25 protein-coding genes are annotated in these 26,335 nt (G+C 65.8%); 12 read left to right on the top strand and 13 right to left on the bottom strand.

What is annotated here, in order from left to right; translation table 11 throughout:
• The first annotated feature begins 28 nt into the window (after window positions 1-28).
• Window positions 29-1,357, top strand: a complete 1,329-nt coding sequence (locus tag DEIPR_RS06585; RefSeq protein ID WP_041221980.1) for a Na+/H+ antiporter family protein — start codon at window positions 29-31, stop codon at window positions 1,355-1,357.
• A 131-nt stretch (window positions 1,358-1,488) separates the two neighbouring features.
• On the opposite strand, the gene DEIPR_RS06580 is transcribed toward DEIPR_RS06585, so the two are convergent.
• Complete coding sequence (locus tag DEIPR_RS06580) at window positions 1,489-2,433, bottom strand: Hsp33 family molecular chaperone HslO (protein ID WP_013615060.1); 945 nt, start codon at window positions 2,431-2,433, stop codon at window positions 1,489-1,491.
• A 465-nt stretch (window positions 2,434-2,898) separates the two neighbouring features.
• Here DEIPR_RS06580 and DEIPR_RS06575 point away from each other — a divergent pair, with 465 nt between their 5' ends.
• Both DEIPR_RS06575 and DEIPR_RS06570 read left to right on the top strand, forming a co-directional pair.
• Window positions 2,899-4,710, top strand: coding sequence for an ABC transporter substrate-binding protein (locus DEIPR_RS06575; RefSeq protein ID WP_013615059.1), 1,812 nt, complete (start codon window positions 2,899-2,901; stop codon window positions 4,708-4,710).
• A gap of 523 nt (window positions 4,711-5,233) precedes the next feature.
• Window positions 5,234-7,075, top strand: coding sequence for an ABC transporter substrate-binding protein (locus DEIPR_RS06570; RefSeq protein ID WP_013615058.1), 1,842 nt, complete (start codon window positions 5,234-5,236; stop codon window positions 7,073-7,075).
• A gap of 128 nt (window positions 7,076-7,203) precedes the next feature.
• Here DEIPR_RS06570 and DEIPR_RS06565 read toward each other — a convergent pair whose 3' ends face one another.
• Window positions 7,204-8,106: a chlorite dismutase family protein gene (locus DEIPR_RS06565; RefSeq protein ID WP_013615057.1), complete on the bottom strand. Its 903-nt coding sequence runs from the start codon at window positions 8,104-8,106 to the stop codon at window positions 7,204-7,206.
• A gap of 123 nt (window positions 8,107-8,229) precedes the next feature.
• Here DEIPR_RS06565 and DEIPR_RS06560 point away from each other — a divergent pair, with 123 nt between their 5' ends.
• A complete protein-coding gene (locus DEIPR_RS06560) occupies window positions 8,230-8,622 on the top strand; it encodes a VOC family protein (RefSeq protein WP_013615056.1) in 393 nt (130 codons plus the stop codon).
• Window positions 8,623-8,703: 81 nt separating this feature from the next.
• Here the strand turns inward: DEIPR_RS06560 and DEIPR_RS06555 are convergent, their stop codons facing one another.
• Window positions 8,704-9,819 carry an AI-2E family transporter gene (locus tag DEIPR_RS06555; RefSeq protein ID WP_013615055.1) on the bottom strand — a complete coding sequence of 372 codons (1,116 nt, stop codon included), beginning with the start codon at window positions 9,817-9,819 and terminating at the stop codon, window positions 8,704-8,706.
• Between the two features lie 181 nt (window positions 9,820-10,000).
• Here DEIPR_RS06555 and ndk point away from each other — a divergent pair, with 181 nt between their 5' ends.
• A complete protein-coding gene (gene ndk, locus DEIPR_RS06550) occupies window positions 10,001-10,423 on the top strand; it encodes a nucleoside-diphosphate kinase (RefSeq protein WP_041221979.1) in 423 nt (140 codons plus the stop codon).
• 66 nt (window positions 10,424-10,489) lie between these two features.
• Window positions 10,490-10,816, top strand: a complete 327-nt coding sequence (locus DEIPR_RS06545; protein WP_013615053.1) for a hypothetical protein — start codon at window positions 10,490-10,492, stop codon at window positions 10,814-10,816.
• Window positions 10,817-10,819: 3 nt separating this feature from the next.
• Here the strand turns inward: DEIPR_RS06545 and DEIPR_RS06540 are convergent, their stop codons facing one another.
• Together DEIPR_RS06540 and DEIPR_RS06535 are read right to left on the bottom strand one after the other, a co-directional pair.
• A complete protein-coding gene (locus tag DEIPR_RS06540; RefSeq protein WP_013615052.1) occupies window positions 10,820-11,803 on the bottom strand; it encodes an ornithine cyclodeaminase family protein in 984 nt (327 codons plus the stop codon).
• Between the two features lie 5 nt (window positions 11,804-11,808).
• Window positions 11,809-13,134 carry an MFS transporter gene (locus tag DEIPR_RS06535; protein ID WP_013615051.1) on the bottom strand — a complete coding sequence of 442 codons (1,326 nt, stop codon included), beginning with the start codon at window positions 13,132-13,134 and terminating at the stop codon, window positions 11,809-11,811.
• Between the two features lie 198 nt (window positions 13,135-13,332).
• Here DEIPR_RS06535 and DEIPR_RS06530 point away from each other — a divergent pair, with 198 nt between their 5' ends.
• The 6 genes from DEIPR_RS06530 to dtd all read left to right on the top strand — a co-directional run bounded on the left by DEIPR_RS06530 (window position 13,333) and on the right by dtd (window position 17,814).
• Complete coding sequence (locus tag DEIPR_RS06530; protein WP_041221978.1) at window positions 13,333-14,118, top strand: nitroreductase family protein; 786 nt, start codon at window positions 13,333-13,335, stop codon at window positions 14,116-14,118.
• 143 nt (window positions 14,119-14,261) lie between these two features.
• A complete protein-coding gene (locus DEIPR_RS06525; protein ID WP_013615049.1) occupies window positions 14,262-15,212 on the top strand; it encodes an aldo/keto reductase in 951 nt (316 codons plus the stop codon).
• Window positions 15,213-15,355: 143 nt separating this feature from the next.
• Window positions 15,356-15,796 (top strand): hypothetical protein, encoded by a 441-nt coding sequence (locus tag DEIPR_RS06520; protein WP_013615048.1) that lies wholly within the window; start codon window positions 15,356-15,358, stop codon window positions 15,794-15,796.
• Between the two features lie 160 nt (window positions 15,797-15,956).
• Entirely contained in the window at window positions 15,957-17,021 is a 1,065-nt protein-coding gene (locus tag DEIPR_RS06515) for a type III polyketide synthase (protein WP_013615047.1), read from the top strand.
• A gap of 44 nt (window positions 17,022-17,065) precedes the next feature.
• Entirely contained in the window at window positions 17,066-17,365 is a 300-nt protein-coding gene (locus DEIPR_RS06510) for a DUF1844 domain-containing protein (RefSeq protein WP_013615046.1), read from the top strand.
• Window positions 17,365-17,814 (top strand): D-aminoacyl-tRNA deacylase, encoded by a 450-nt coding sequence (dtd, locus tag DEIPR_RS06505; protein WP_013615045.1) that lies wholly within the window; start codon window positions 17,365-17,367, stop codon window positions 17,812-17,814. The genes DEIPR_RS06510 and dtd overlap by 1 nt, the downstream gene beginning before the upstream one ends.
• Before the next feature lie 62 nt (window positions 17,815-17,876).
• On the opposite strand, the gene DEIPR_RS06500 is transcribed toward dtd, so the two are convergent.
• From DEIPR_RS06500 to ppgK, 8 genes are all read right to left on the bottom strand, one after another.
• Window positions 17,877-18,584: a hypothetical protein gene (locus DEIPR_RS06500; RefSeq protein ID WP_013615044.1), complete on the bottom strand. Its 708-nt coding sequence runs from the start codon at window positions 18,582-18,584 to the stop codon at window positions 17,877-17,879.
• Window positions 18,585-18,913: 329 nt separating this feature from the next.
• Window positions 18,914-20,107 (bottom strand): tetratricopeptide repeat protein, encoded by a 1,194-nt coding sequence (locus DEIPR_RS06495; protein WP_013615043.1) that lies wholly within the window; start codon window positions 20,105-20,107, stop codon window positions 18,914-18,916.
• 99 nt (window positions 20,108-20,206) lie between these two features.
• The gene (locus DEIPR_RS06490; protein WP_013615042.1) at window positions 20,207-20,401 is read right to left on the bottom strand and encodes a hypothetical protein; all 195 of its coding nucleotides are present in this window, start codon (window positions 20,399-20,401) and stop codon (window positions 20,207-20,209) included.
• 132 nt (window positions 20,402-20,533) lie between these two features.
• Window positions 20,534-21,022, bottom strand: a complete 489-nt coding sequence (locus DEIPR_RS06485; protein WP_013615041.1) for a heme-binding domain-containing protein — start codon at window positions 21,020-21,022, stop codon at window positions 20,534-20,536.
• 97 nt (window positions 21,023-21,119) lie between these two features.
• A complete protein-coding gene (locus DEIPR_RS06480; RefSeq protein ID WP_013615040.1) occupies window positions 21,120-23,069 on the bottom strand; it encodes a heavy metal translocating P-type ATPase in 1,950 nt (649 codons plus the stop codon).
• Between the two features lie 218 nt (window positions 23,070-23,287).
• The gene (locus tag DEIPR_RS06475) at window positions 23,288-24,475 is read right to left on the bottom strand and encodes an amidohydrolase family protein (protein WP_041221977.1); all 1,188 of its coding nucleotides are present in this window, start codon (window positions 24,473-24,475) and stop codon (window positions 23,288-23,290) included.
• Window positions 24,476-24,652: 177 nt separating this feature from the next.
• A complete protein-coding gene (locus tag DEIPR_RS06470) occupies window positions 24,653-25,426 on the bottom strand; it encodes a copper homeostasis protein CutC (protein ID WP_013615038.1) in 774 nt (257 codons plus the stop codon).
• Window positions 25,427-25,433: 7 nt separating this feature from the next.
• A complete protein-coding gene (gene ppgK, locus DEIPR_RS06465; protein ID WP_013615037.1) occupies window positions 25,434-26,216 on the bottom strand; it encodes a polyphosphate--glucose phosphotransferase in 783 nt (260 codons plus the stop codon).
• Window positions 26,217-26,335 lie beyond the last annotated feature (119 nt).

Raw genomic sequence — 26,335 nt, 5'->3', positions numbered from 1 at the left:
TGGCGCCCAGAGCAGAAAAGGGGCAAAGATGCTAAATGCCGTACTGGTCGCCGTTCTGGTGATGTTGGGACTGTCGCTGCTGCGGGTCCATGTGGTGCTCAGCCTGCTGGTCAGTGCCCTGCTGGGTGGGCTGCTGAGCGGGCTGGGCCTGCCCCGAACACTGGAAGTGTTTCAAGAAGGGCTGGCTGGCGGCGCCGAAATTGCGCTGTCCTACGCCCTGCTGGGTGCGTTCGCCGTGGCGATTATCGAGTCGGGTGTGCCCCGGCAGCTCTCGGCGTGGCTGACCGGACGTCTGGCGGCCACCCAGGGCGGTACCGGCGCGGCCCGGCTGAAGTGGGGGCTGCTGCTGGGCCTGCTGTCCATGAGCGTCATGAGCCAGAACCTGATTCCTATCCACATCGCGTTTATTCCCATGCTGATTCCGCCGCTGCTGGCGGTCTTCAACCGGCTGGAGCTGGACCGTCGCCTGCTGGCCTGCGTGATGACTTTTGGCCTGGTGACCACCTACATGTTGTTGCCCTACGGCTTCGGAGAGATTTTCCTGGGGCAGATTCTGCTGGGCAACATCCAGAAAGCCGGCATGGACGTGAGCGGTGTGAACGTGATGCAGGCCATGGCCATTCCGGCGCTGGGCATGGTGGCCGGGCTGCTGCTGGCCCTGTTCAGCTACCGCCGGCCCCGCCGCTACCAGGACCTGAGCGCCGTAGGCGCGGCCGAGCCGGACGCCGTCCCTGCCCCGTCTCCCTTCCGCACGGCGGTCACGCTGAGCGCTGTCGTCGCCGCTTTCGCTGTGCAGCTGCTGACCGACTCGCTGATGATCGGCGCGCTGGCTGGCTTCGCCGTCTTTCTGGCCACCGGCATCCTGCGCCTGCGCGACGCTGACGGCGTATTCAACCGTGGCATCGGCCTGATGGCGATGATCGGCTTCATCATGATCACGGCCCAGGGGTTCGCCGCCGTGATGCAGGCCACCGGCCAGATCGAGCCGCTGGTGCAGGCCACTTCCGACCTGTTCGCGGGCAGCCGGCCCCTGGCGGCCTTGGCCATGTTGCTGGTGGGGCTGCTGGTCACCATGGGGATCGGCAGCTCGTTCTCTACCCTGCCCATCATCACGGCCATTTATGTGCCGCTGTGCATGGGCCTGGGCTTTTCGCCGCTGGCGACCGTGGCGATTATCGGCACTGCCGGAGCGCTGGGCGACGCCGGGTCACCGGCTTCCGACAGCACCCTGGGCCCCACCGCCGGCCTGAATGTGGACGGCCAACACGACCATATCCGCGACACGGTGATTCCCACCTTCTTGCACTACAACCTGCCGCTGCTGCTGGCCGGCTGGGTAGCGGCCCTGGTGCTCTGACCGGGCTGAACCGGTCAGCGGGAACAAGAGCCCCGGTACAAAACCGGTACAAAAGAGGCCCGGCGCAAAAGAGGCCCAGCTCCCATACAGGGAATACTGGGCCTCTTGTCCTGCTGGCCGGGCAGGGGTGCTCAGGCCTGAGCCGGGTTCTCGCCGGCTTCCAGTTCCAGCCCCGCGATTTCCTCGGGCTGGAAGAAGTATTTTTCGTTGCACCAGTGGCAAACCACTTCCTGGCCGCCCTCGTTCTGCATGTCCTGACGCTCGGCCTCGTCGAAGAACATCAGGCTGCTGGCGGCCCGCTCGCGCGAGCAGCGGCATTTGAAGGCCCATGGCTCGGCGTCCTCGCTGATCTGGGGTTCCAGGCCTTCCAGCGCACGCTGCACGGTGCCCAGCAGGCCCACTTCGCGCATGGAAGTGGTCAGCAGGCCGATGCCGGCAATGTTCTGTTCCAGGCGGGACAGGGTCTCGTCGCTCACGCCGGGCATGGCCTGAATCAGCAGGCCGCCGCTGACTGCCACCCGGCCGCCTTCTTCGTACACGCCCAGCAGCAGGGCGTTGGGAATCTGTTCGCTGCGGCCCAGATAGGTGCTGATGTCCTCGGCAATCTCGCCGCTGACCAGCTCCACGCTGCCGGTCCAGGGTTCGGCATTGTCCAGCAGGCGGGTCACGGCCAGTTCGCCCTCTTTGCCTACCACGCCGCTTACGTCCAGCTTGCCGTCGCTCTCGCGGGGGGGCAGGTCGGCGCCGGGCTCGTGCACGTAGCCCCGCACGCTGCCAGGCTGGTAGGTGCCGCCAACTTCGCCGCCGGCAGTGCCTTCGGCCACCACCCAGCCGATAGGGCCGCCGCCCTGAATCCGCAGGGCCACCCGGCTGCCGGCGTTCTTGCCCAGCACGACGGCCAGCAGCCCGGCGCCGATCAGGCTGCGGCCCAGTGCGGCCGTGGCGGTCTTGCTGAGGTTATGGCGCAGCCGCGCTTCTTCCACGATTTGGGTGCCGTCCATGGCGACCACCCGTAAGGTTCCCTGCGCTGCAATTCCGCGCAGCAAGTAGGACTGGGTATAGGCAGAATCGGTCATCGTCCTAGCCTAGACCACCCCGCACACCGACATGGTGCGGCCAGAGGCAGTTCCATGGGCTGGCGCTCCAGCAGCGAGCCGCAGCCGGAGCCTGTCCGGCCGGGCCGCCAGCTGGCAAGGGGGCATAAAAAATCGCCTACAACCAGAAATTTATTCAGCCCTGCCATCCGCATTGCTCAAACTTTCCTGGCAAATCTAGGCCCATAGGGTCATACAAGCTAGAAAAGAGATTCTGAATGATGAGTCTAAGAGCAGAAATCCTGTCATAAGCGAAGAAGACAAGAGCCTAAGAAATATTCAATAACTCCCCATTTTATGCAAAAGCCTACGTTCCTCTCTGTACAGCGTGAGCAAATCATGTAAAATTTAGTTCTGGTTAGCTTAAATAGCCCCGCGCCTGCCTGTACCGGCGGGTGCGCTGCGTCCTGCCGGAGTCGTTCTGGCAGGGTGCCCAAGGAGATACCCATGAAGAGAATTTTCGCCCTGACCACCCTGGCGCTGGCCCTGGCCGCCTGTGACACCAAAACCACCACGACCACCGAGACCACCTCGGGTGCGGCGACTACCTCCGAGGCAACGGCGTCCGGCACGGCCGCTCCCGCTTCCGGCGCAGCGACGGTTTCGGCCGCCGGCAAGGCCGATACCCTGGTTATCCAGCGCTCCAGCGATATTCCTACCACCGACCCCGGCACCTCCTACGACACGGCTAGCGGCGAAGTGCTGGAAAATGTCTACGAAACCCTGGTCACCTACAAGGGCAGCTCCACCACCGAACTGGAGGGCGTGCTGGCCACCGAGTGGAAGGAAGAGGACGGCGGCAAGCGCTACACCTTCACCCTGCGTCCCGACGTGAAGTTCCACAGCGGCAACCCCTTCACCTGCGCCGACGCCGAGTACACCTTCCAGCGCAACCTGATCACCAACACCGCCGATTCCGGCAACTGGTTCCTGAGCGAGTCGCTGCTGGGCACCGGCGCCAATGCCAAGGACGACAAGAACGTCACCTGGGACAAGATCGACGCCGCCGTGCAGTGTGACGGCGAAACCCTGGTCTTCAACCTGCCCAAGTCCGACCCGGCGTTCCTGTCGAAGCTGGCCTACACCGGTCAGAGCATCGTGGACTCCAAGCACGCCAAGGAAGTGGGCGAGTGGGACGGCACCGGCGACACCATGATGGAGCACGTGGGCGTGGACCTGACCGGCAGCCCCCTGGCCAAGGACCCCAGCGGCACCGGCCCGTACCAGATTGTCAGCAACGACTCGACCGGCATCACCCTCAAAGCCTTTGACGGGTACTGGGGCGGCGCTCCTGCCATCAAGAACGTGGTGCTGAGCATCGTTCCCGAGCAGTCCAGCCGTATCCAGGCTTTCCTGAACGGCGACGCCGACCTGATTGAATCCGGCGGCCGTGAAGTGGTCGAAACCCAGCTGGCCGGTCAGCCGGGCGTGAAAACTGTGGACGGCCTGGAAAGCCTGGGCACCTTCGGCTTCACCATGAACCAGGACCTGGAAGGCAGCCCCAACCTGGGCAGTGGCACCTGGGGTGACGGCCTCCCCGCCAACTTCTTCCAGGATGAGAACATGCGCAAGTGCTTCGCCTCCGCCTTCGATTACCAGGCATACATCGAGCAGGTGCAGATGGGCAAGGGCGAGCAGCTGAACACCATGCTGCCCAAGTCCTTCCTGGGTTACGACGAGAGCCTGCCTGTGCCCCAGTACGACATGGCCGCTGCCGAGGAAGCCTGTAAGGCCGCTCACGGCGGTCAGGCCTGGGAAAACGGCTTCACCCTGAACGCCGCTTACCGCGAGGGCAGCAAGACCATGCAGACGGCCCTGGAAATCCTCAAGATGAACCTTGAAGGCATGAACCCCAAGTTCAAGGTGAACATCCAGCCGCTGCAGTGGAGCGAAGTGATCAGCAAGGCCGACGAGCAGCCGATGATTTACGTGGGTTGGTCGCCTGACTACGGGGACCCCGACAACTTCATCCGCACCTTCTACCACTCACAGGGCTACTACCACGGCCGCGCCGGCTTCACCGAGCCCGAGCTGGACAAGCTGATTGACCAGGCCCGCAACACCACCGACGAAGCCCAGCGCAAGGCGCTGTACAGCCAGATTGCGCAGCTGGCCGCTCAGAAGAACCTGTACCTGCAGCTGCCTACGCCGACCGACGTGGTTGCTGTACACGACAACCTGCAGGGCGCCACGCTCGAAGGCTACAACGCCATGAACAGTGGCACTTGGCTCTGGAAGAACCTGAGCAAGACCCAGTAAGCGCTAGCAAGGCGCAGTAAGCGCCAGCAAGACCCGGCAAGCGCTGCAAAAACCTGTAAGACACTGCGGAGCAACTGCCGCTCCAATCAGTCCCCAAGCCCCTGGCCCTGTGCCGGGGGTTTTTTGTGGAGCGGGTGCCCCATCTCGCTGCTGGCAGAGCATACTCCGGGTGCTGAATAAGCTCGGAGGCAATGCACAAATATACTGTTTTGGCGGCAGCGATGGGGGGCAATCTGCCGGATGCAAGGCGGAGCGGCCGTAAGTGGTGAGCCCTAGAGGAACGGGAGCGAAAACGGGTTACAAGACACTGGCAAACCTTGTCATGATTGTGTATCGTTACTCATCAGCTGTTTAATCTCAATTCGGCGGCCGACTTTGGACTATGGGAGTTCGTTCCGTCCAGATGCTTCTGTGGACTTCCTGGTCACCGACTGCCGATGAGAAGCTGGCCAATCCTGGAAAGGCTGGAGCCGTCACTGCTTCTTCCGCTTTCCGATTCCCCCGTAGAGGAGTACATCTGTATATGAAAAAACCTGCCATCCTGCTGACCACCCTGGCCCTGATGCTGGCCGCCTGCGACACCAAGACCACCACGACCACCGAGACTACCTCGGGCACCAGCACCGAAACGTCGGGAGCCAGCACGAGCAGCACCGACGCTTCCGCCACCTCAACCGATGCTTCGGGCACCACCAGCTTGGCGGGCGGCGCTGGCAAGTCCAGCAAGGACACCCTGGTGATTCAGGAGTCGTCGGACGTACCTACCATGGACCCCGGCACCTCCTACGACACTTCCAGCGGTGCACTGCTGGAGAACATGTATGAAACCCTGGTCACCTACAAGGGCACCTCCATTGACGAGTTCGAGGGCCTGCTGGCCACCGACTGGAAGGAAGAAGAAGGTGGCAAGCGCTACCGCTTCACCCTGCGCCCCGACGTGAAGTTCCACAGCGGCAACCCCTTTACCTGCGCCGACGCCGAGTACACCTTCCAGCGCAACCTGGTGACCAACGGTGCCGAGTCGGGCAACTGGTTCCTGGCCGAGTCGCTGCTGGGCACGGGTGCCAACGCCAATGACGACAAGAACATCACCTGGAAGCAGATTGATGATGCGGTGCAGTGTGACGGCGAAACCCTGGTCTTCAACCTGCCCAAGGTGGACCCGGCCTTCATCTCCAAGCTGGCCTACACGGGCCAGGCCATCGTGGACTCCAAGCACGCCAAGGAAATCGGTGAGTGGGACGGCACCGAAGCGACCTGGAAGGATGCCGTGGGCGCCGACCTGGCACAGAGCGCGCTGGCCAAAGACCCCAGCGGCACTGGTCCTTACCAGCTGGTGAGTGCCGATGCCAACACCATGACCTTTAAGGCCTTCGACGGGTACTGGGGCGGTGCGGCTCCCATCAAGAACGTGGTGCGCCAGCTGGTGCCCGAAGAAGCCAGCCGCGTACAGGCTTTCCTGAACGGCGACGCTGACCGGGTGGAATTCCCCAGCCGCGAAGTGATTGATACCCAGGTGAAGGGCCAGCCGGGTGTGATTGTGGAAGACGACGTCCCTGCTCTGGGTGCCTACGCCTTCCTGATGAACATGAACCTGGAAGGCAGCACCAATATCGGCAGCGGCAAGTGGGGCGACGGTGTGCCCACCAACTTCTTCCAGGACGCCAACATGCGTAAGTGCTTCGTGAATGCCTTCAACTACGACCAGTACATCGAGCAGGTGCAGCTGGGTAAAGGTCAGAAGCGCAACTTCATGCTGCCCCCCGAGTTCATGGGCTATGACGAGAGCATTGCGCCGGCCAACTACGATATGGCCGCGGCCGAAGAAGCTTGTAAAGCTGCCCACGGTGGCGCCGCCTGGGAGAACGGCTTTACTGTGAATGCGGCTTACCGTGAAGGTAGCAAGTCCATGCAGACCGCCCTGGAAATCCTCAAGCAGAACATTGAGCAGCTGAACCCCAAGTTCAAGATCAACGTGGTGGGCAAGCAGTGGAGCGAGATTATCGACCAGAAGAACAAGGAAGTCATCGTGTACGGCGGCTGGGCACCGGATTACGCCGACCCGGACAACTTCGTGCACACCATGTACCACTCCGAGGGCTACTACGCTCCCCGCAGCGGTATCAAGGACGCCGAGATTGACAAGTGGATTGATGAAGCCCGCAGCACCACCGACGTGGAGAAGCGTAAGGCCCTGTACAAGCAGGTGGCTCAGAAAGCCATGGACGAGTCTTACTTCATCATCCTGCCAGTGGCAGTAAGTCAGAACGTCTACCGTGACAACCTGCAGGGCAAGACCAAGGACAAGGAGAATCCTATGCTGGCCGGTGGCTGGCGCTGGAAGGACCTGAGCAAGACCCAGTAAGCTTCAGGCCTTTGGTACTGAGAAAGTCGCCCCAGGTGGGCGGCTTTTTTGGGTTGCGGGAAGTGAAAAAAGGGAGCTGGCCTCGGGGCCGCTCCCTCCTTCATGCTTGATGGTGCTCTGCCTTCAGCTCAGCCCAGGTCGCCCATAATCTCGGGCATGTCCTTGCGAATGCAGGTAAACATGGGCGTGTCCTGCAGGGTGTAATTGCTGGCCTCGGTGTAGCGCAGGCGGTGAACCAGGTCCACGAACTCCTGCGGGTAGTCGGAATCGAAGGCCACCACGAACTCCTGGTCGTCGATGCCGTAGCTGTAGCTGGTGTTGATGCGCACTCCCTTGAACGGCTCGGAAGCGTAGATGTGCTCATCCATCATGCCCTGGCGGGCGTAGGGGGTCAGGTCGTACCATTCCCGTTTTTTCACGAAGGGATAGATAAACAGGTACTTGCCCTTGCCCGGCAGCATTTCCAGGCCATGCCCGCTGCCCTCGATACGGACCACGTACTGACTGCGCTTTTGCATGCTGAGGTAGGTGTAGGGCTGGGTCAGGTAACCCATCAGGCGGGTGCGGTTGAGCCGGGCCTGAGCATCCTGAAAGTCGGCCGGGTCAAAGGCGATGCGCCACAGCATAAAGTCCACGTCGCCGCGCACGCCGACCAGTGAGTAGGTGCGCTGAATCAGGCCCTTGGGTGCGGGGGCGTCTTTGGTCCAGCCTTCTACCGCTGCCAGAAACTCGGCCTTGATTTCCTCACGCTCGGCCTGGGGCAGGCGGCGGAAAGCAGGGTCCAGCTTGTAAAAAGCGTAACTCAGGAATTGGCGCTGCTGCTGGTCGGGGACTTTCTGGCCCACTTGGCCACTGGGGTCCAGGTCCACCATGCGGCCCCGTCCAGCTTTGCGGGCGGCGACGGCGGGGCCGCTGGGCTGCATCGGCTGACCACCGGCCTCACCCTGCGGGGCAGGGGGAGCCTGGGTGTCGGAGGCCTGGATGTGGGGTTCGGATGGCTGGGCGCTGGCCTGGTCTTCAGGGTTGGTCATGCTCCCATTGTGGCACGCCGCGCCCGTACCTCCAGGGGACGATTTTCCCGTTCTGGACTGTGTTGGCGCTGACTGAAAGGTCGGTCAGAGCTGGGCGGCCGGGTCGCTGACTTACTCTGGGGTATGGCTCTTAAGCACGTCTCGTTTCTAACCCGCGACCTCGACCGGACCCTGGCGTTCTACGCTCTGCTGGGCGCTCAGCCGCTCAAGCGCCTGCGGACAGCCGAGGGGTACAGCCGTGCCGTACTGGACCTGGGCGGCGGACGGGTGCAGTTCTTCCAGATTGCAGGAGAGACACCGGCTCCTCATGCGCACTGGGCCGAACACCTGGCGCTGGAGGTGCCCGACCTGCTGGCCGTGGTGGCGCAGCTAGGGAACGCTGGCCACCACCTGACCCGCGAGGTTCAGCTCAGCCCCGGCGGACGCCCGATGGCCTTTGTGCAGGACCCGGACGGCCGCTCAGTGGAACTGCTCCAGCAGGATGGAGAGCGCTCTGACCGAGCACGGCCTGACTGAGAACGGCCGAACTGAGAACGGCATAGTAAAAGCCGCCGCGCTGATATATCTGACAGCGCGGCGGCTTCGGCATGGCCCGCCCTACGGGCCTTCGGTATAGATTCTCGACGAGTAGTAATACTTCTCTACGGCCAGTTTGCCCAGCGCCACGAGCGGCACGGCAATCAGGGCGCCGGCGAAGCCCAGTACGCTGGCCCCAATCAGGATGCTGAGCAGCACGGTAATGGGGTGCAGGTCGGTGGTCTTGGACAGCACGATGGGGCTGAGGAAGCTGCCTTCCACCTGGTTGGCCACCAGGAACACGCCCACGGCCAGCAGCACTTTGGTGATTCCCATCGGTGCGGCCAGCAAGATGGCCGGAATGGCCCCGATAATCGGCCCCAGGTAAGGGATGATATTGAACGCGCCCGCCAAAAAGCCGATGGCCAGCGCACTGGGAATGCCCAGCAGGCTGAGGCCCAGGGCCACCACTGTGCCCACGAACAGCGCAATCAGCAGCTGCCCGCGCACGTAACCGCCGATGGCGGTGCCGGCCAGGTCGGCGAATTCCAGCACGCGGGGTTGCCAGGGGCGGGGGAACATCTTCAGTATGGCCCGGTTCACCCGGCTGTAGTCCAGCATCAGGTACACGCTCATCAGCATGACGATCAGCAGGCGGCCCAGCACGCTGCCGATGGTGGCGATAGAAGTGAGCAGCGCCCCCTGCGGGTCCAGCCAGCGCTGCAGCATAGGCACCAGGTTGTCGCCCAGGTTGCGGATGTAGGTCTGGACGGTTTCGGTCATGCCGGCCCGGGCGTCTTCCAGGCCGGTGACACCGCGTGCGCTGAGCCACTGAATCCAGCTGTCAGCCCAGCCTTCGAGGTTCTGGACCAGCTGGGGCAGCTGCCGCAGCAGGTCAATCAGCTGACTGGCAATGGTGCCCAGCAGCAAGCCGGCCACGGTCAGCAGACCGCCGAACAGCAGCAGCACAAACAGGACACCCAGCCCACGCGGCACCCGGCCGCGCTCCAGCCAGTTGAGCATGGGGTTGGCGATATAGGCGATCAGGTAAGCAATGGCGAAGTTGACCAGAATGGAACTGATCAGGCCAGTGAAGCGGTAGGCAGCGAAAGCCAGCAGGCCGAAGACGACCAACCGGACCCAGGGACTACGCCAGGCGTACTGAAAGGCGTTGGGAGGTTTGGGGGCAGAGATCACGCCACGCAGTATAGGTCGGTGCCCGGCGCGGCAACCACGCCCACCTTTGATGAAGCTTAGCCGCGCAGAAATTGACACTTGGAAAGCTGGGCATAGGAAGGTGCAGCCTGAGCCTGAAAGCCTACTAAGCCCTGGAGCAAGGCCTGTCATGCTGGCGGGCAAATACTCTACACTCGGAGCCATGCCGACTGAAAGAACTTTTGCCATGATCAAACCCGACGGCGTGCGCCGTGGCCTGACCGCCGAAATCCTGCGCCGCATTGAACTCAAGGGCTACCGCACCGTGGGCCTCAAGCTGTACCAGATTCCCCGCGAAACTGCCGAAAGCCACTACGGTGAGCACAGCGCGAAGCCCTTTTTCGGTGAGCTGGTGGACTTCATCACCTCCGGCCCGGTGGTCGCCATCGCTCTGGAAGGCGAGAACGCCATTGCTGGCTGGCGCAGCATGATGGGCGCGACCAACCCCGCCAATGCGGCCCCCGGCACCATTCGTGGCGACTTTGCCACCAGCGTGGGCGAGAACGTGACCCACGGCAGCGACAGCCCTGAAAGTGCCCAGCGCGAACTGGCCCTGTTCTTCGCTGAGGGCGAACTGCTGAAGTAAGCTCAGACCCGCCTGACGGCTCCTGCGCGGCGGGGGCCGTTTTTTTTGTCCCGCTGTGGCCGCTCTATGCTGGCAGACGTGCTGCCTTACCGTTTTGCCCTGCTGCTGACCGCTGCCCTGCTGCTGGCCCTGCTGACCCTGGGCCTGGGCTTGCAGCTGCGGCGCTTTGCAGTGGCGCGGGCCTGGCATCACCGGCTGTATTTCGCGGTGGTGGCAGGTGTGGCCCTCAGCGCTGCGCTGGCTTGGCGGGCCGGCGCAGCTTACCTGTGGCTGCTGCCCGCGCTGGCACTGCTGCTGCTGATGCCCCTGACCCGGCCGGGCCGCGCTGGGCACTGGCGGCTGGCCCTGGCCTGTGCCCTGGCTTTTGGGGCGGGCATGTGGGGTGCGTGGTGAACCTTACAGCTGCACTTCGGTGCCCAGGCCCTGCCGCTGCGCCTCGTGGTAGGCGCCCAGCGTCACGGCCAGGTCGAAGTAGGCGGCGCCCACGCACTTGAAGAAGATGATTTCGGCTTCTGTCTCGCGGCCTGCTCTGGCGCCGGCCACCACGCCGGCCAGGTCCGAGTGGGCCTGCGTGAAGCTCCAGAACCCCTGCTGCTCGGCGTGAATCAGCTCGCCGGCCTCGTGGCGGGTGCCTTCCAGCGTGTCCAGCACGACCTTGTCGGCGCGGCGAATGGTGGTTTCATCCACCTCGCGCATGGAAGGCAGGTAAGAGCCGATGCCGCTGAGAAAGGTGCCGGGTTGCAGCGCCTCGCCGCTGAAGACCGGGGTGCTCGACTGGGTGGCCGCCACCACCATGTCGGAGGCTTCGACCAGGGCTTCGGCACTGGGGGAGACCTGAATGTCCACACCGGGCAGCTCGGGGCGCAGTTCCTCGGCCAGCGCTGCGGCCTTGGCGGCGGTGCGGTTGAACAGCCGCAGTTCGGTCAGCGGGCGCACCTCCTGCACCGCGCGAATCTGTTCCAGTGCCATGCCTCCGGTGCCGATGACCCCCAGGCGCGACGCCTGAGCGCGGGCCAGATGGTGGGCGGCGATGCCGGTCAGGGCGCCGGTCCGCAGGCGGGTCAGATAAGAAGCGCTGAGCAGCGCCACATGCTGTCCGGTGTCGGCCTCGGTCAGCAGGGTCACGCCCTGAATGGTGGGCAGGCTGCGCGCCGGATTCTGCGGAAAGACAGTCACCACCTTGCAGCCCACTGCCCCCAGCCCGCCGATGGCACTGGGCATGTACAGCGCCGAGGCTTCCCGCTCCGGCACGTCCAGCACCAGCCGGGGCGGGTTCTGCACCTGCCCGGCGTGTTCGGCCCGCAGCGCCGGTGTCAGGTCACGGATGGCTTCCCGCATCCCGTAAAAGGAGCGGATTTGGTCTTCGCCCAGAATCAGCATGGCTCTCAGCCTACCCGCCCGCCCGGCAGCGGGTCGAGGTGCTCGCCCTGCCGCTCGCGTACCGGGACCACGGCCGCCAGCGAAATCAGCGCGGCCAGAATGATGTACAGGGCCACCGGCACATAGGAATTGTCGTAGGCGTTCAGCAGCGCGGTGGCGACCAGCGGGGCAGTGCCCCCGGCCAGTGCTGCCCCGATCTGGTAGCCCAGCGTGATGCCGGTGTAGCGCACGTTGGAACGGAAGATTTCCGAGAACATGGTGCCCAGCACCGCCGTAATCGGTGCCCAGATGACCCCCAACCCAATGACGGTCGCCAGAATCAGCAGCGGCAGGGAACCTTGTTGCAGCAGCCAGAAGTAGGGGAAGGCGAACAGCGCCATGGCGGCGGCCCCGCCGATGTACAGCGGCTTGCGGCCCACGCGGTCCGACAGGGCGCCCATCACCGGAATCAGCAGGGTGGTGACTACGGTGCCCACTGTGACGGCCAGCAGCGTCCCCGTGCGGTCAAAGCCCAGTTGGGTGGTGGCGTAGGACACCACAAAAGTACTGAAGATGTAAAAGGGTGCCGTCTCGACCACCTTGGCCCCAACCGCAATCAGCACCTCGCGCCAGTGGGTCCGCAGGGTTTCTACCAGGGGCACTGCGGCCAGTTCGCCGCTTTGCTGCGCGGCCCTGAATGACGGCGTTTCGTCTATTCCACGGCGAATCCACAGCCCGAAGGCGATCAGCACGGCGCTGAAGAGAAACGGCACCCGCCAGCCCCAGCTCAGGAACTGTTCGTCGGGCAGCAGGGTCATCAGCGACAGGGCCACCGTGCCCAGCAGCATGCCCAGCGCTACGCCCATCTGGGGCACGCTCCCGAACAGGCCGCGCCGCTCCCTGGGCGCGTGTTCCACCGCCAGCAGCAGCGCCCCGCCCCATTCGCCGCCGATGCCCAGGCCCTGAATCAGCCGCAGCGTAATCAGCAGTACCGGTGCCCAGATACCGATGCTTTCATAGGTGGGCAGCAGCCCCATGCCCACGGTCGCCAGGCCCATCAGCGTCAGGGTGAGCACCAGCGTCTGCTTGCGCCCGATGCGGTCCCCGATATGGCTGAATAGCACCCCGCCGAACGGGCGAATAAAAAAGGCCAGCGCGAACGAGGCGTACGAGAGCAGCAGGCCCACCGCCGGGTCCTCGGTGGGGAAAAAGAGCTTGTTGAACACCAGCCCGGCCACCGTGCCGTACAGAAAGTAGTCGAACCACTCGATGGTGCTGCCCACCAGGCTGGCAAGCAGGACCCGGCGCGAGGTGGGGTCGGAAAGGGTGGCAGCATGGGCAGACTGGGTCATCTCAGCTCCTTGGGGTGGGTGAATTGTGGGAGGTGGCCCTGACTATAGCGCTCACCTGCCCCGCTGCCCCCTGTCCGGGTGCCCTTTTTGCCAGGCGGCCTGACTGGTGTGGCCGGAGACTGCGCTGGACTGGACTAGGCTGGACTGGACTAATTTGACGGGATGTTCTGACCTGATGTGATGGTCTACGCTGCAGGGATGGAACTTCTCGATGGGCTGATGGCCCGCCGCACCACCAACGGCCCTTTCCGGCCGGACCCGGTCAGCCGTGAACACCAGCGCATCCTGATGCGGGTGGCGCAGGCCGCGCCCAGCCATTTCAACTCGCAGCCCTGGCGTTTCGTGCTGATCGAGGACCCGGTCACCATTGGGCGCATTGCCGACATCGCCGGGCAGAGCATGACCGAGCTGATTGACGCTGGGGTATTTTTCGAGCGTTACCGCCGCTACTTCCGCTTCTCGCAGGCCGAGATGGAAGAGCGGCGCGACGGCATCCATATCGACCATCTGCCTGCCCCGCTGCGGCCGTTTACCCGGCAGATTTTCAGCGATTCGGGCCTCAGCCTGATGCGGCGACTGGGCGTGCCGAAAAAACTGGGCGAGGACAACCGCCGCCTGGTGGCCGGCAGCCCGCTGCTGATGGCTGTGCTGCTGGACAAGGAGGAATACCGCCCCGGCGAGCTGAGCGGCTTTTACTCGGTGTTCGGCATGGGCGCGGCGGTAGAGAACATCTGGAACGCAGTGGGCGAGCTGGGCATGGGGATTCAGTTCGTGTCCACGCCGATGGAAATCCCCCGGCACTGGCAGAGCATCCGCGAGCTGCTGAACGTGCCGCCCGAGCTGGAACTGATGGCGGTGTACCGCCTGGGCTACCTGCCGGCGGACCAGGCCCGGCCCAGCATCGACTGGAGCAGCCGCCACCGCAAGCGGCTGTCACAGTACGTGTACCGCGAAAAGGTGGGCCAGCCCGAGCAGGACAGCTAAGGGCCTGGGCAAGCGGAGGAACCGGGAGCCGCACCGGGAACAAGGGGGGGCTGCCACTATTGATAAAGGATTCACCTTTCACAATAGGGCCGACTGGGCGCGGCCGGCCTTCTGGCGTGCAGGCCGCGCCCTAAGGGAGCCCTATGAACCAACCACAAGAACAGCCCCCCCTGAATTCGGGGGGCGACAGTGCTGCCTCTCCGCTGGCGGCTGCGGCTGGAACTTTCGCGCTGGGCGGCGAAATGCCGGTGGCCCGCCTGGGCTTCGGTGCCCTGCATACGGTGGGGCGCAGCGGCTGGGGCGAGCCGGCCGACATTCAGGCGGTCCGCGAATTGCTGGCATTGGTACCGCAGCTGGGTATCAACCTGATAGACACGGCCGACGCCTACGGCCCTCACCTGAGCGAGGAACTGATTCGCCAGGTGCTGCACCCCTACGACACGGTTATCGTGGCGACCAAGGGCGGGCAGGTGCGCCCCGGCCCCGGTGAATGGCGCCCGCTGGGCCGCCCCGAGTATCTCAAGCAGGCGGCGCAGCTCTCGCGCCGCCGCCTGGGCGTAGAAAGCATCGACCTGTGGCAGCTGCACCGTATCGACCGCCGGGTGCCGCGTGACGAGCAGTTCTGTGCTCTCCGTGAGCTGCGTGACGAGGGCGTGATTCGCCATGTGGGCCTGAGCGAGTGCCAGGTGGAAGACATCGAGGTGGCGCAGCGTTATGTTCCGGTGGCGACGGTGCAGAACCAGTACAACCTGGTTCACCGCCGCAGCGAGAATGTCCTGAACTACTGCGCCGAGCACGGTATCGGGTTTATGCCCTGGAATCCGCTGGGGGCAGGCCGGCTGGCCGCAGGCGGCGGCGCTCTGGCCGAGGTGGCTGCTGAGCTGGGAGCCACTCCGGCTCAGACGGCGCTGGCCTGGCTGCTGCGCCGCAGCCCGGTGATGCTGCCGATTCCGGGCACGGCCCGCCCCGCCCACCTGCGCGAGAACGTGGCCGCCGCCTCGCTGCTCCTCAGCGACGAGCAGTTTGCCCGGCTGGACCGGGCCGGGCGCAGCGAGTGGCAGCGGGAACTGAGCGAGGAAGAGGACCTGCTGTAGCTGGCTGCAGCCGGGCCTCTGGTCACGGCCTGGCCCAGGGAATACAGTGGGTGCAGGTTCCCCCCAACCAGACCTCTGGACACAGCATTGCTCCCGCTGCGTGCTCTGCGCGGCGAGCCAGGTACGGAACCCCAGGAGGAAGCATGAAACAGACCCTGACCTACGCCGCTCTGGCCCTCGGCGCCCTGTTCTCCGCGTCGCAGGCCCTGGCCGCCCCCGACCCGGTGCCCATGTACGCCGACGTGGTGGAAGAAGTGGTGGCCGACGATTACCGCGCTGTCGGCACTCCCGTGATGGGCCGCCTCCTGACCGAGGAGCAGCGGCTGATTCCGCTCAAAGTTCCGGCGGGGGGCAACTATCTGGTGCTGGCTGCCTGCGACGACGACTGCTACGACATCGACCTGTCGCTATTCGGGGCCGACGGCAGCCTGCTGTACCGCGACGACTACGACGACGATTATCCCGTGGTCTACGGCGATGAGCTCAAGGCCGGCCAGACTGTCTATGCCGTTATCAGCATGTACGACTGCATGAACGAGGAGGATGGCTGCCAGTATCGCCTGGGCTTTTTTGCAGAGAAGTGAAGTAAGGAACTGAAGCAGGGAAGTAAAGCAGCAGACTTGCCGGGCCGCTCCTCTTCGAAGGGGCGGCCTCTTCTCTTTTGCGGCTTCCGGTTTTCCGGGGGATGCGGCCTGGGGATTCCCCGGCGCAGGTTACGGCCTGTCAGGAAGGTCTGGGCGCACAATGAATGCCATGACTCCACTTCCGCAGCTGCGTTCGCTGGTTACCGGCACTCCTCCGCACCGCATGACACAGGCCCAGATTCAGGCGGCCGCCGGGCAGTTTTTCCCCCGGCTGGCGTCCCGTTCCAGCTTGCAGGGCGTATTCGGCAATGCCCGGATTGAGGAGCGGGCCTTGTCCCGGCCGCTGGACTGGTTCAGACAGCCGCACTCATTTGCCGAGAAAAACGCTGCCTTCGTGGAAGAAGCCCGCGCCCTGACCGGCCGGCTGGCGGCCCAGGCCATCCGGGAAGCGGGCCTGACTCCGGCCGATATTGACGCCGTGGTCCTGGTCAACACCACGGGCATCAGCACGCCCAGCCTGGACGCCTGGCTGATAGGCGAACTGGGGCTCAGCCCGCAGGCGGCCCGGCTGCCGCTGTGGGGCCTGGGCTGCGCGGGGGGCGCAGCAGGGCTGGCCCGCGCTGCCGACCTGGTGCGCGCTGGGCACCGCGCCGTGCTGTATGTGGCCGTGGAACTGTGCAGCCTGACGTTCGTCCCGCAGGACGAAACCCCGTCCAACTGGGTGGGCCTGGCCCTGTTTGCCGATGGGGCGGCCGCTGCCGTCATCACTGCGCCTGACCTGGTGGCTGCTCCGCCCCGGCTCGCGCTGCACGGGGCCCGCTCCACCCTGATTCCGGACAGCGGGGACATCATGGGCTGGGATGTGGTGGACGGGGGCCTGAAGGTGCGCTTCAGCCGCAGCATTCCGGCGCTGGTGCAGCAACTGATGGCCGGCAACGTGGCCGATACCCTGGCCGCCGCCGGCTGGACGCGGGACGACCTGCGCTTCTGGGCGGTGCATCCGGGTGGGGCCAAAGTGCTGGACGCCTACGCCGAGGTGCTGGACCTCACCCCAGATGATCTGTGGGCCAGTTGGGAAGTGCTGCGCAGGCATGGCAACATGAGCAGCGTCACCGTGCTGTTCGTGCTGGAGCGGCTGTTGGCTTCCGGGGTGCGTGGGCGCGGCCTGCTGAGCGCCATGGGTCCGGGGTTCAGCGCCGAGCAGGTACTGATAGAGGCACTGTAAGCAGCGGCGGCAGCGGGCTCCTGGGCTCTGCTACCCTGGCCCCTATGGCGAATCCTGATTTTGTAGGGCTGGTCACCTCGGTGCAGGCCACGGCGGAAGCGGCCCTGGGGCAGCTGAACGCGGCCACCAGCAGCGCGGCCCGTGACGGCCTACTGGACGAATCGCGCTCGGCGCAGGTGGCGGAGCGCTCCCTCAAGCTGCTGCTGATGCTGGCCGAAAAGACCCGTGGCAACCTCGACTTCGAGGAAGCCGAGATTCTCAGCGACGCGGTGGCCTCGGTGCGTGAATTGCAGGAGGCCCGTGCGGCGCAGCTGGAGGCGGCGCAGACCCAGGAGCCGAACTGATGCGTGCCGTCTTGCAGCGGGCGGCGTATGGTCGCTGCACAGTGGACGGCCGCGTGACTGGGCAGATTGAGGGCGGGCTGGTCATCCTGCTGGGTGTGGGGCCACAGGACACCCCCGCCGAGGCCGAGCGGCTGGCGCAGAAGATAGCCCGCATGCGTATCTTCAGTGACGCGGCAGGCAAGATGAACCTGAGCGTGCAGGACGCCGGCGGCGCGGTGCTGAGCATCAGCCAGTTCACCCTGTACGCCGATACCCGGCGTGGCAACCGGCCCGGCTTTTCGGGCGCGGCGGCGCCAGCGCTGGCGCAGGAGCTGTACGGCACCTTCAACGCTGCGCTGCGGGCCGAGGGCCTGCAGGTAGAGGAAGGCATCTTCGGGGCCGACATGAACATCGAGCTGCTGAACGATGGCCCGGTCACGCTGATTCTGGATACCGACGACTGGAACTAGGCCGCAGGAGCGGGGGCGGGCGGTATGCACTGCACCGCCCGCCCCTTATTGGCACTGGCCTCTTACTTCAGCTTGGCCAGCAGCTGCTGCGCGGCCTGCTTGTCGCGCTTGTCCCAGAAGGTGGTGGCGGGCAGCGACACAGCCTTGTTCAATTGGGCGGCGGCCTGGGCCTTGTTGCCTCCCCCCAGCAGCATCAGTGCGCGGGCGTATTCCAGGCGGTGGATGATGCGGTTCGGCTCCAGGCTCACGGCCTTGTTGAAATTGGGTACGACCTGGTCGGCTTTGGCTCCGGTGGCAGCGCGGGCAGCGGTCCCTTTGGCGTACAGCTCGGCGTGCCACAGACCCAGCGCCACGTAGGCGCTCGCCATGTTGGGCTTGAGACTGATGGCTTTTTGCAGGTTGGACTTCATGCTGCCGGCCAGGCTCAGGCTCTGCATGATGCCGGCAGTCTGAGCCAGGCGGCCCTGAGCGCGGGCCAGTTCGAAGTAGGCTTCGGCGTTGTTCTTGTTCAGGCCGATTGCCTTCTGGGCGTAGGCCTGTGCCTGCGTGTACATCGCCTTGCCGCCGCCAGTCAGGCCGGCGCCCAGGGTGGTGGCCTCGGCGGCCAGGGCGTAGCCGTCGCTGGTGTTTAGCGCAGCCGCTGCTTTGGCGGCGCCCTGCCAGTCGCCTGCATTCAGTTTGCTCTGCGCGGCGCTGAGGCTCTGTGCACCGGCAGTGCCGAGGGTCAGGGCCGCGCCCAGGGTAAGGGAAGCCATCAGGGTCTTGTGCATATCATCCTCCACGGCGGAGCCGCTGCGTGCCGGCCCAACCGACTTCAGGGCGCTGGAAAGCTCCTTTGCAGGAGCGCCCCCACGCCTGAATCCTTTGATTGATTGAATCGAGTCCAAGATTAGCCCGCGTCAAACGTTCCGAACGGAAGCCGGAATACAAGTTGGCTGACAATTTTTCATCGGATATGGTCTTTGCTTGACAGATGTATTGTGTTTGATCTTATGGCACTAGAAACGTTAGTCCCTTCGCGGCTTCTGGCGACAGCGGCCCTGCTGCACAAAAAAACAGCCGCTCCCATGCCGGGGCGGCTGCCGCAGTTATGATTCTCTCAGGGCCGCTGGTTCAACCGCTCCAACCCCTCGCTGGCCTCGGTGTAGCCAGGGCGCAGGGCCAGGGCGCGGCGGTAGGCTTCGGCGGCGCGGGCCGGCTCGGCGCTGACGCCCGCGCCGCTGCGCTCCAGGCTCAGACCCAGGAAATAAAACGCTTCGGGGTTCTCGCCGGTCGCGGCGGCGTCCGTGAAGTTGGCGCGGGCGCGGGTCAGATCGCCGGCGTCCAGGTTGAGCCGTCCCAGGTAGTACGAGAAGTCGGGGTAGTTGCCGCCGGCCAGCCGCAGCGCCCGCTCTAGCTCCGCGCGGGCAGTTTGCGGTTCGCGGGCCAGGTAACTGACCACCCCGCGCTGCCCAGCAGCGTAAGCACTGTTCGGGGCCAGCTGTACGGCCAGCTGCGCCTGCGGGCGGGCCACGGCGAAGTTGCCGCCTTCGGCCAGCAGCCGGGCGAAATAGGCACGGTTGATGCCGTCGCGTGGCTGGGCCAGCACGGCGCGCTGCAGGGTGGCGGTGGCCGCCCGCAGGTCGCCGCCGGCGTACTGGGTTTCGGCCAGGTTGAACAGAATCACGCTTTCCTGCGGGTTCAGGCGGCTGGCCTCCTGAAAGGCGTGAACGGCGCCCGGCAGGTCGCCCTGGAAGCGCAGCACGTACCCGCGCTCGTTCCAGATTTTGCTGGCTTCAGCGCCCCGGCGGCTGGCGGGAATGCTGGGCAGCACCCGCTCGGCTGCGTCCAGGGCGGCCAGGGCAGCTTTCAGGTTGGGGCTGGTCGTGCCCGCTTGGACGCCACCTGCGCTGGGCAGCCGGGCCTGCCGGAAGGCGAGCGAGTGTGCCTGCGAGAGCGCGATGCGGGCGCTGATATTGCTGGGGTCCAGCTCGGTCAGCCGCCCCAGGGTGGCAATCGCCTCGGCACTCTGGCCCAGCCGGGTCTGACTACGGGCCAGGCCCAGCAGGGCGTCGGGGTTGGTGGGGTTGGCCTGCACCGCCGCTCCGTAGGCCACCGCCGCCCGCTGAAAGTTGCCCTGGCCGTAGTAGAACTGCCCCACCGTCACGTAGCTGCTGGCTGAAATGGGGGCGGCCTGGCTGCGCACAGTCTGGAGACTGGAGGCCTGTGTTCCGGCCTGAGCCTGGGCAGCCGGCAGCGCCGACGCGAGGAGTCCGGCGGCCAGCCACGTCCACTTGGAAGTTAAGGTGCTCACAGTTCCTCCACTATAGAGCCTGCCTGCGCGGCCCGAATCCTGCCTACAAAACATGGAAAACGCCCTAGGCGGTGCTGGGGCGTTTTTATGGCGGGTAGGTCAGCGGCGGGGCAACTGCTGGGGATGCTGGCCCTGGTCGGTGTCCTTGACACTTTCGGGGGTCTGATCCATCTGCCGGCCCTTTTCCAGCATGTCCTGCTTCTGAACGTCCTTGATGTCGTGCAGGCTGTTGGTATCCTTGTCGCCGCCTTCTGGGCTGGTCTGACCCTGCGCGGGATGATTCTGGTCGGTCATCTGCTGCACCTCCTCTGCATTTCCTCTGTGTGAGCTGTCCTGAGCCTACCGTGCCGGGTCCGGCTGACAGGTGGCTGCGGCCTTGAGCGAATATTGACGTGCTCCGGGCGCAAGCGTATGGCGCCCTCGGCCTCAGTCGGCGCCCTTCTCCTGGCTGGCCTCGCCGCCGAAGGTCTTGTGCAGGCCGCTGACCAGCGCCTGCGTCTCTGCCGGGGTCAAGCGGGCCTCCGGATGCAGCGGCAGGTAGGTTTTTTCGGGCATCTCGCCTTCACGCACCGCTGCCGCAGCCTCATCCGCTTCGGGGCCAAAGCCGGGCACGCTGACGTTGAATTTGGAGCGGCCCTCGTCCACATGCCGCTGAATCAGCCACGAAGCGGGGGCGACCTGGGAATACCAGGGCCACTCGGTCTGGTTGCTATGGCATGCGGCGCAGGCGCGGGTAAAAAGCTGCTCGGTGCGTGGGCTGTCCCAGGCGGGCTGGGCCTCTGCAGGCGGGTTGCTGTGAGCGCGGCCGTAAGGAATCAGTTGCAGGAGCAGCAGGGTGCAGGCGGCGGCCAGCCACTTGTAGGGGCGTGCGCTGGCCGTGTCATTGTTCTGGCAGTGCCTATCATCACGGGCCATCTCGGTTCTCCTTGTCTGGTTTACGGCTGCACTGGGGTACGGCTGGCCTGGATACGTCCGGCTTGAGTGACTTCAGCAAATAGCGGAGCCGGCCCACCTACAGCTGGCGGCGCAGCAGGCGCAGGCCCATGAACACCACGAACACCGTGCCGCCCTCGTGCGCCACCACGCCCAGGGGCAGCGGTACTTGCCCGGCAATCGCCAGCGGGGACACCAGCAGAATGATGCCGAAGGCGAACAGCAGGTTGAAGCGCACGGTGCGCCGTGCGTCGCGGGCCAGCCGCACAGCTCCGGCCAGGCGGCCCAGGTCGTTTTGCATCAGGACCACGTCGGCCGATTCGATGGCCACGTCGGTGCCGGAGCCCACGGCCACGCCCAGGTCGGCGCGGGCCAGGGCGGGGGCGTCGTTTACGCCGTCGCCTACCATCGCCACCGGGCCGGGCAGCTCCCCGATGAGGCGCAGTTTGTCCTCGGGCAGCAGTTCGGCGCGGTACTCGCTCAGGCCCACATCACGCGCCACGCTGGCGGCCACTTCCGCCTTGTCGCCGGTCAGCATCACCGGATGGGCGATGCCGGCGGACTTCAGGTCCGCAATGGCCCCGGCGATGCCCGGCCGCAGCGCGTCGGCCACACCCATCACACCCAGCACGCGGGCGCCGGCGCCCACCACCACGCTGGAGCTGCCCTGTGCGTTCAGCTCGGCCAGGGCCGCCGCCTGGGCGGGGGTCAGGGCCGCGCCCTCACGCTGCATCAGCCGCAGGTTGCCGGCCCAAACCTTTTCACCGCTGCTCAGCCGCGCCTCAATGCCGTGGCCGGGAATCGCCTGTGCGCCTTCCACCGGCTGCGGCGCCACGCCGCGCTCCTGCGCCGCCGTCACGATGGCGTGGGCGATGGGGTGCTCGGAGTGGGCTTCCAGGCCGGCGACCAGTGCCAGGGCCGCAGCTTCGTCGTCGGCCACCACGCGGGTCAGGGTCATCTTGGCCTGGGTCAGCGTGCCGGTCTTGTCGAAGGCCACGGTATTCACGCCGGCCAGGGTGTCCAGCGCGGCGCTGCTTTTGAACAGCACGCCGCCCCTGGCCGCCGCCGCCATCGCACTGAGCATCACGGCGGGGGTGGAGATGACCACCGCGCAGGGACTGGCAACCACCATAAAGGTCATGGCGCGGTACCAGGCCGCCGCCGTGTCCAGCCCGCCCAGGTAGTGCAGCCCGGCAAACACCAGCGGCACGCCCAGCAGCACGGCTGTTGCGTAGGGGCTTTCCCAGCGCTCGGTCAGCGATTCGGTGCGGCTTTTTTCGGTCTGGGCCTGTTCCATCAGCCCCACCAGCCGGGCCAGGGTGCTTTCGCCGGCGGGGCGCAGCACCTCGGCCTCCACGCTGCCGTTCAGGTTCACGGTGCCTGAAGCCAGCTCGGCGCCCACGGCCTTGTCCACCGGGCGGCTCTCGCCAGTGATAGGCGACTCGTCTACGGCGGTGTTGCCGCGCACCACGCGGGCGTCGGCCGCGATGCGTTCGCCGGGGCGGACCAGCAGCAGGTCGCCCACGCGAATTTCGCCCAGTTCACACCAGCGCTCGGTGCCGTCACGCCGGACGGTTGCGCCGGCCGGATTCAGGTCCATCAGCGCGGCGATGGCGTTCTTGGTGCGGCCCATCGCCCAGTCCTGCAGGGTGTTGGACAGGCTGAACAGCAGCAGCAAAATGGCACCGTCCGCCGCTTGCCCGATGCTGGCGGCTCCCAGCGCGGCCAGCACCATCAGCAGGTCCACATCCAGCCGGCGCTCGGTGGTCAGGGTGTGGATGGCCTCACGCGCTGCCGGAATGCCGCCAGTCAGGAAGGCCAACCCGTAGCCGCCCCACATCAGCGCAGGCAGATCAAGCAGATGTTCACCGGCCAGGCCCAGCAGCAGGCCCAGCAGGGTCAGTGCCGTCAGCAGCACGGCGCGGCGCAGTTCCGGCGACAGGTGAAAGGTGGCGGTGGCCGGAGCCTCACGCTGCGGCGGGGGCGTGGCGGGGGTGCCGTCAGGGCGGACAGTGTGCGGTGCGGTCATGGCTAGGCTCCTTCGGAGGGAAGATTCTTATTGAGAATCATTCCTACTAAGGGAATTGTACGCCCTTCCGATGCCGTCTGCAACGCAGAAAGCCCAGCGGACAAGTCGGATTTGGCTTCTCTTAAGCTGAAAGAAGGCGGCGGAAGGCTTGAAGGCCCTTCTGCCGCTCTCTCCCTACTCCGTATTCCGTGCCACGTGTGCTGAGCTATCGGGGTGGGCTATCTGGGGCCGTCCCATACCCACTCTGCCTGCCAGCGCTCGCCCCGGCGGATGGGCGGCACCTTCAGGCCCAGCACCCGCGCTCCGCCCTTGACGGCGGCCCGCAGCAGCAGTCGGGGGTCCATCTCGGGGTAAAGCTGCCGGGCAAAGTTCAGCTCGTCGCGGATATCCAGCGTCTCGCCGCTTGCCACCGAGTCGGTGCCCAGCGCTGCCTCGACGCCCGCCGCCAGATACTCGGCCAGCGGAAAGCGCCCGCATTCCAAGTTGGTGTTGGAGCGCGGGCAGCTGACCACCGCGCAGCCGGCCTCGGCCACCCGGCGGATGTCGTCCGCGTTCACGTTCACCATGTGGACCAGCGTGGGCTGGTGCCGCAGCACCCCCAGTTCGTCCAGGTAGCGTACCGGGGTCAGGCCCGCCTGCGGTGCGCGGCCCATCACCTCGGCAAAGGTGTCTGGATAAAGGCCCGGAATGCGGTGCTCCCACAGCGGCCCCGCGCCAGTGGCGAACAGTTCGGTTTCGCTGGGATGTTCGCCCACGTGAATCTGGATAGGCAGGCCCTCACCCGCCGCGTACTCGGTGACCAGCCGCAGCAGCGGGGCGCTGACCGTATAGCTGGCGTGCGGCGACACGCCTACGCGTAGGCCGCCGGGGCGCTCCAGGCGGCGGAAGCCCTCCACCTGCTCACGGAAGCGGGCGAAGCGCTCCTGGGCCTGCTCGGGCCGGGGCCCCAGCACCTCGAAATACAGCACGCCGCGCAGGTGCTCGCGGGGCAGCAGCGCTTCCATGACCGCCGGGTCCCACACGATGTCGCCCAGCGGCTGCCCCAGCCCGGACAGAACCCCGGCGCCGGTCAGCGCCCCTGCCAGCCCGCGCTGTGATTGCTGGGCCACCACCACTTCGGGAATCCAGCGGAAATAGGGCAGTGCCTGAAAGCGGTAGGCGCTCATGTCCAGGTGGGTGTGCGCGTTGGCCGGCAGTGGCGAGATGACGGCCCCGGCGTCCACCTCGCGGGCGTGCGGGAAGTTGCGGCGCAGCAGGTCCGGGTGCCCGGTGGCCGCCACGGTGCCACGTGAGACGACCACTGCGCCCGGCGACTGCGCCCCGCCCAGGCCGGTAAAGAGGGTCTGGGCAGTGTAGAGAACGGGGGAGAAGTCGTCAGCAAGGGGAGCGGGCTGGGGGTCGGTCATGGCCCCAGTATGTTCCTGAAAGGCGGGACGGCGCTGGGTGCACTTGCTTCGGAGGGCACTGTGCCAGATATGCACCGCGCCGGATATGTACTGTGCCAGATATGCACTGCGGTCCATTCCGCGACATTCCGCCGCAAGCCTTCCAGGTGACTGCGTACCGCTTTAGCCCAAAGTTTCCTACTCCTCGCGCTGGTCAGGTTGCGTCGCTGGAACTTGAGATGCCGCCGCAACCCGCAAGATGCGCCGGGCCTGTGCCACCTGCTCCGCGTCGGTGCGGCGTTCGCGCAGGTCAAAGCCCAGGCTGGTGGCGGGAGATTCGGCTGGCCATAGCGCCGAGAACGACCCGTGTACGGCCGTCACCCCGCTGCGGCGCAGCAGTTCGGCCAGCCCTTCTGGCCGCACGCCGCCGGCCAGCACCTCGAAGCCGGGCCGGGCCTGCTCGCGCAGGCGCCGCAGCCTGTCGGCGCCGGCCAGCGCCCCCGGCGCACCTCCGGAGGTCAGGACGCCGCTGTAGCCCCAGGCCTGCAGCTGCTCCAGGCTGCCTGTCAGGTCAGTACTGAGGTCAAAAGCGCGGTGACACACGGCCCTGATGCCTGCGCCGGCGGCGATCTCGGCCCAGCGGCGCATGGCCGCGGCGTCTAACCTGCCGCCAGCGTCCAGTGCGCCGACCACCACCCCGGCAGCTCCAGCCTGCGCAGCATCCCGGATTTCTTCCACCATGACTTCCACTTCGTCTGGGATGTAGGAAAACGGTCCCTCACGGGTGCGAATCAGCACATGCACCGGCACACCCAGCGCACATACGCTGCGGGTCAGGGCCGGCGAAGGGGTCAGCCCGCCACTGCTCAGCGCACTGCAAAGTTCCAGCCGGTCGGCCCCGCCCGCCACGGCGCTGCGGGCACTGCCCAGGCTGTCCACGCAGACCTCCAGCACGGGGAGAGAGTCGGGCAAGTGAGCCTCAGCCTTCGCCCAGGCTGGGGGCCTGTCCCGCAGCGTACATGGCTGCGCCCACGATGCCGGCTTCGTTTTTCAGTGCGGCCGGCACGGCGCGGCTGCGCTCCAGCTGGATGTAGGGCAACCACTTGTTGGCCTTCTTGCTGACCCCGCCGCCCAGCACGAACAGGGTGGGGCTGAACAGCAGTTCCAGGTGGCTCAGGTAGCGGCTGACCCGCCCGCCCCACTCCTCGTAGCTCAGTTCTTTGTCCTCACGCACTTTGGCCGAAGCCCAGCTCTCGGCATGCCGCGCTTTGCCGCTGCGGCTGTCCAGAAACAGGTGGCCCAGTTCGGTGTTGGGCACCAGCACGCCGTCATTCAGCAGCGCCGAGCCGATGCCGGTGCCCAGCGTGACCACCAGCACCACGCCCCGCACGCCCTGCGCTGCCCCGAAGCGGGCCTCGGCCAGGCCAGCAGCGTCGGCGTCGTTGAGCAGGTGGACATCGTAGTCACTGCCCAGGCCCTGCGTCATAAAGGTGTCGGCGTCCATGCCCACCCATTTCTTGCTCACGTTGGCGGCACTCAGGGTCCGCCCCTGCTGCACGATGCCCGGAAAGGTGATGCCCACTGTGCCCCGGTGGTCGAAGTGCCGCACCAGTCGCCCCAGAACATCCAGCACCGCGTCCGGCTCGGCACCCTCAGGGGTGGGCAGCCGCATCCGTTCGGCCAGCAGTTCGCCGGTATTCAGGTCAACCGGCGCGGCCTTGATGCCGCTGCCGCCAATATCTACGCCAAGAACTACGCTCATGGAAGACAGTGTAGGGGCTGCAGGCCGCAGGCGGGTAAGGGGGGAGGGAGGATAGCGGACGGGTCCGCTGCGCTGGCTGGGAGAGGGAGCGTCTAAGGAGCGAAGCGCCTCCCTCTTTC

The sequence above is a fragment of the Deinococcus proteolyticus MRP genome (assembly GCF_000190555.1).
Taxonomy (GTDB): Bacteria; Deinococcota; Deinococci; order Deinococcales; family Deinococcaceae; genus Deinococcus; species Deinococcus proteolyticus.
Note: the sequence above shows the minus strand (reverse complement) of the source record. Positions and strands in the feature narration are given on the sequence as shown.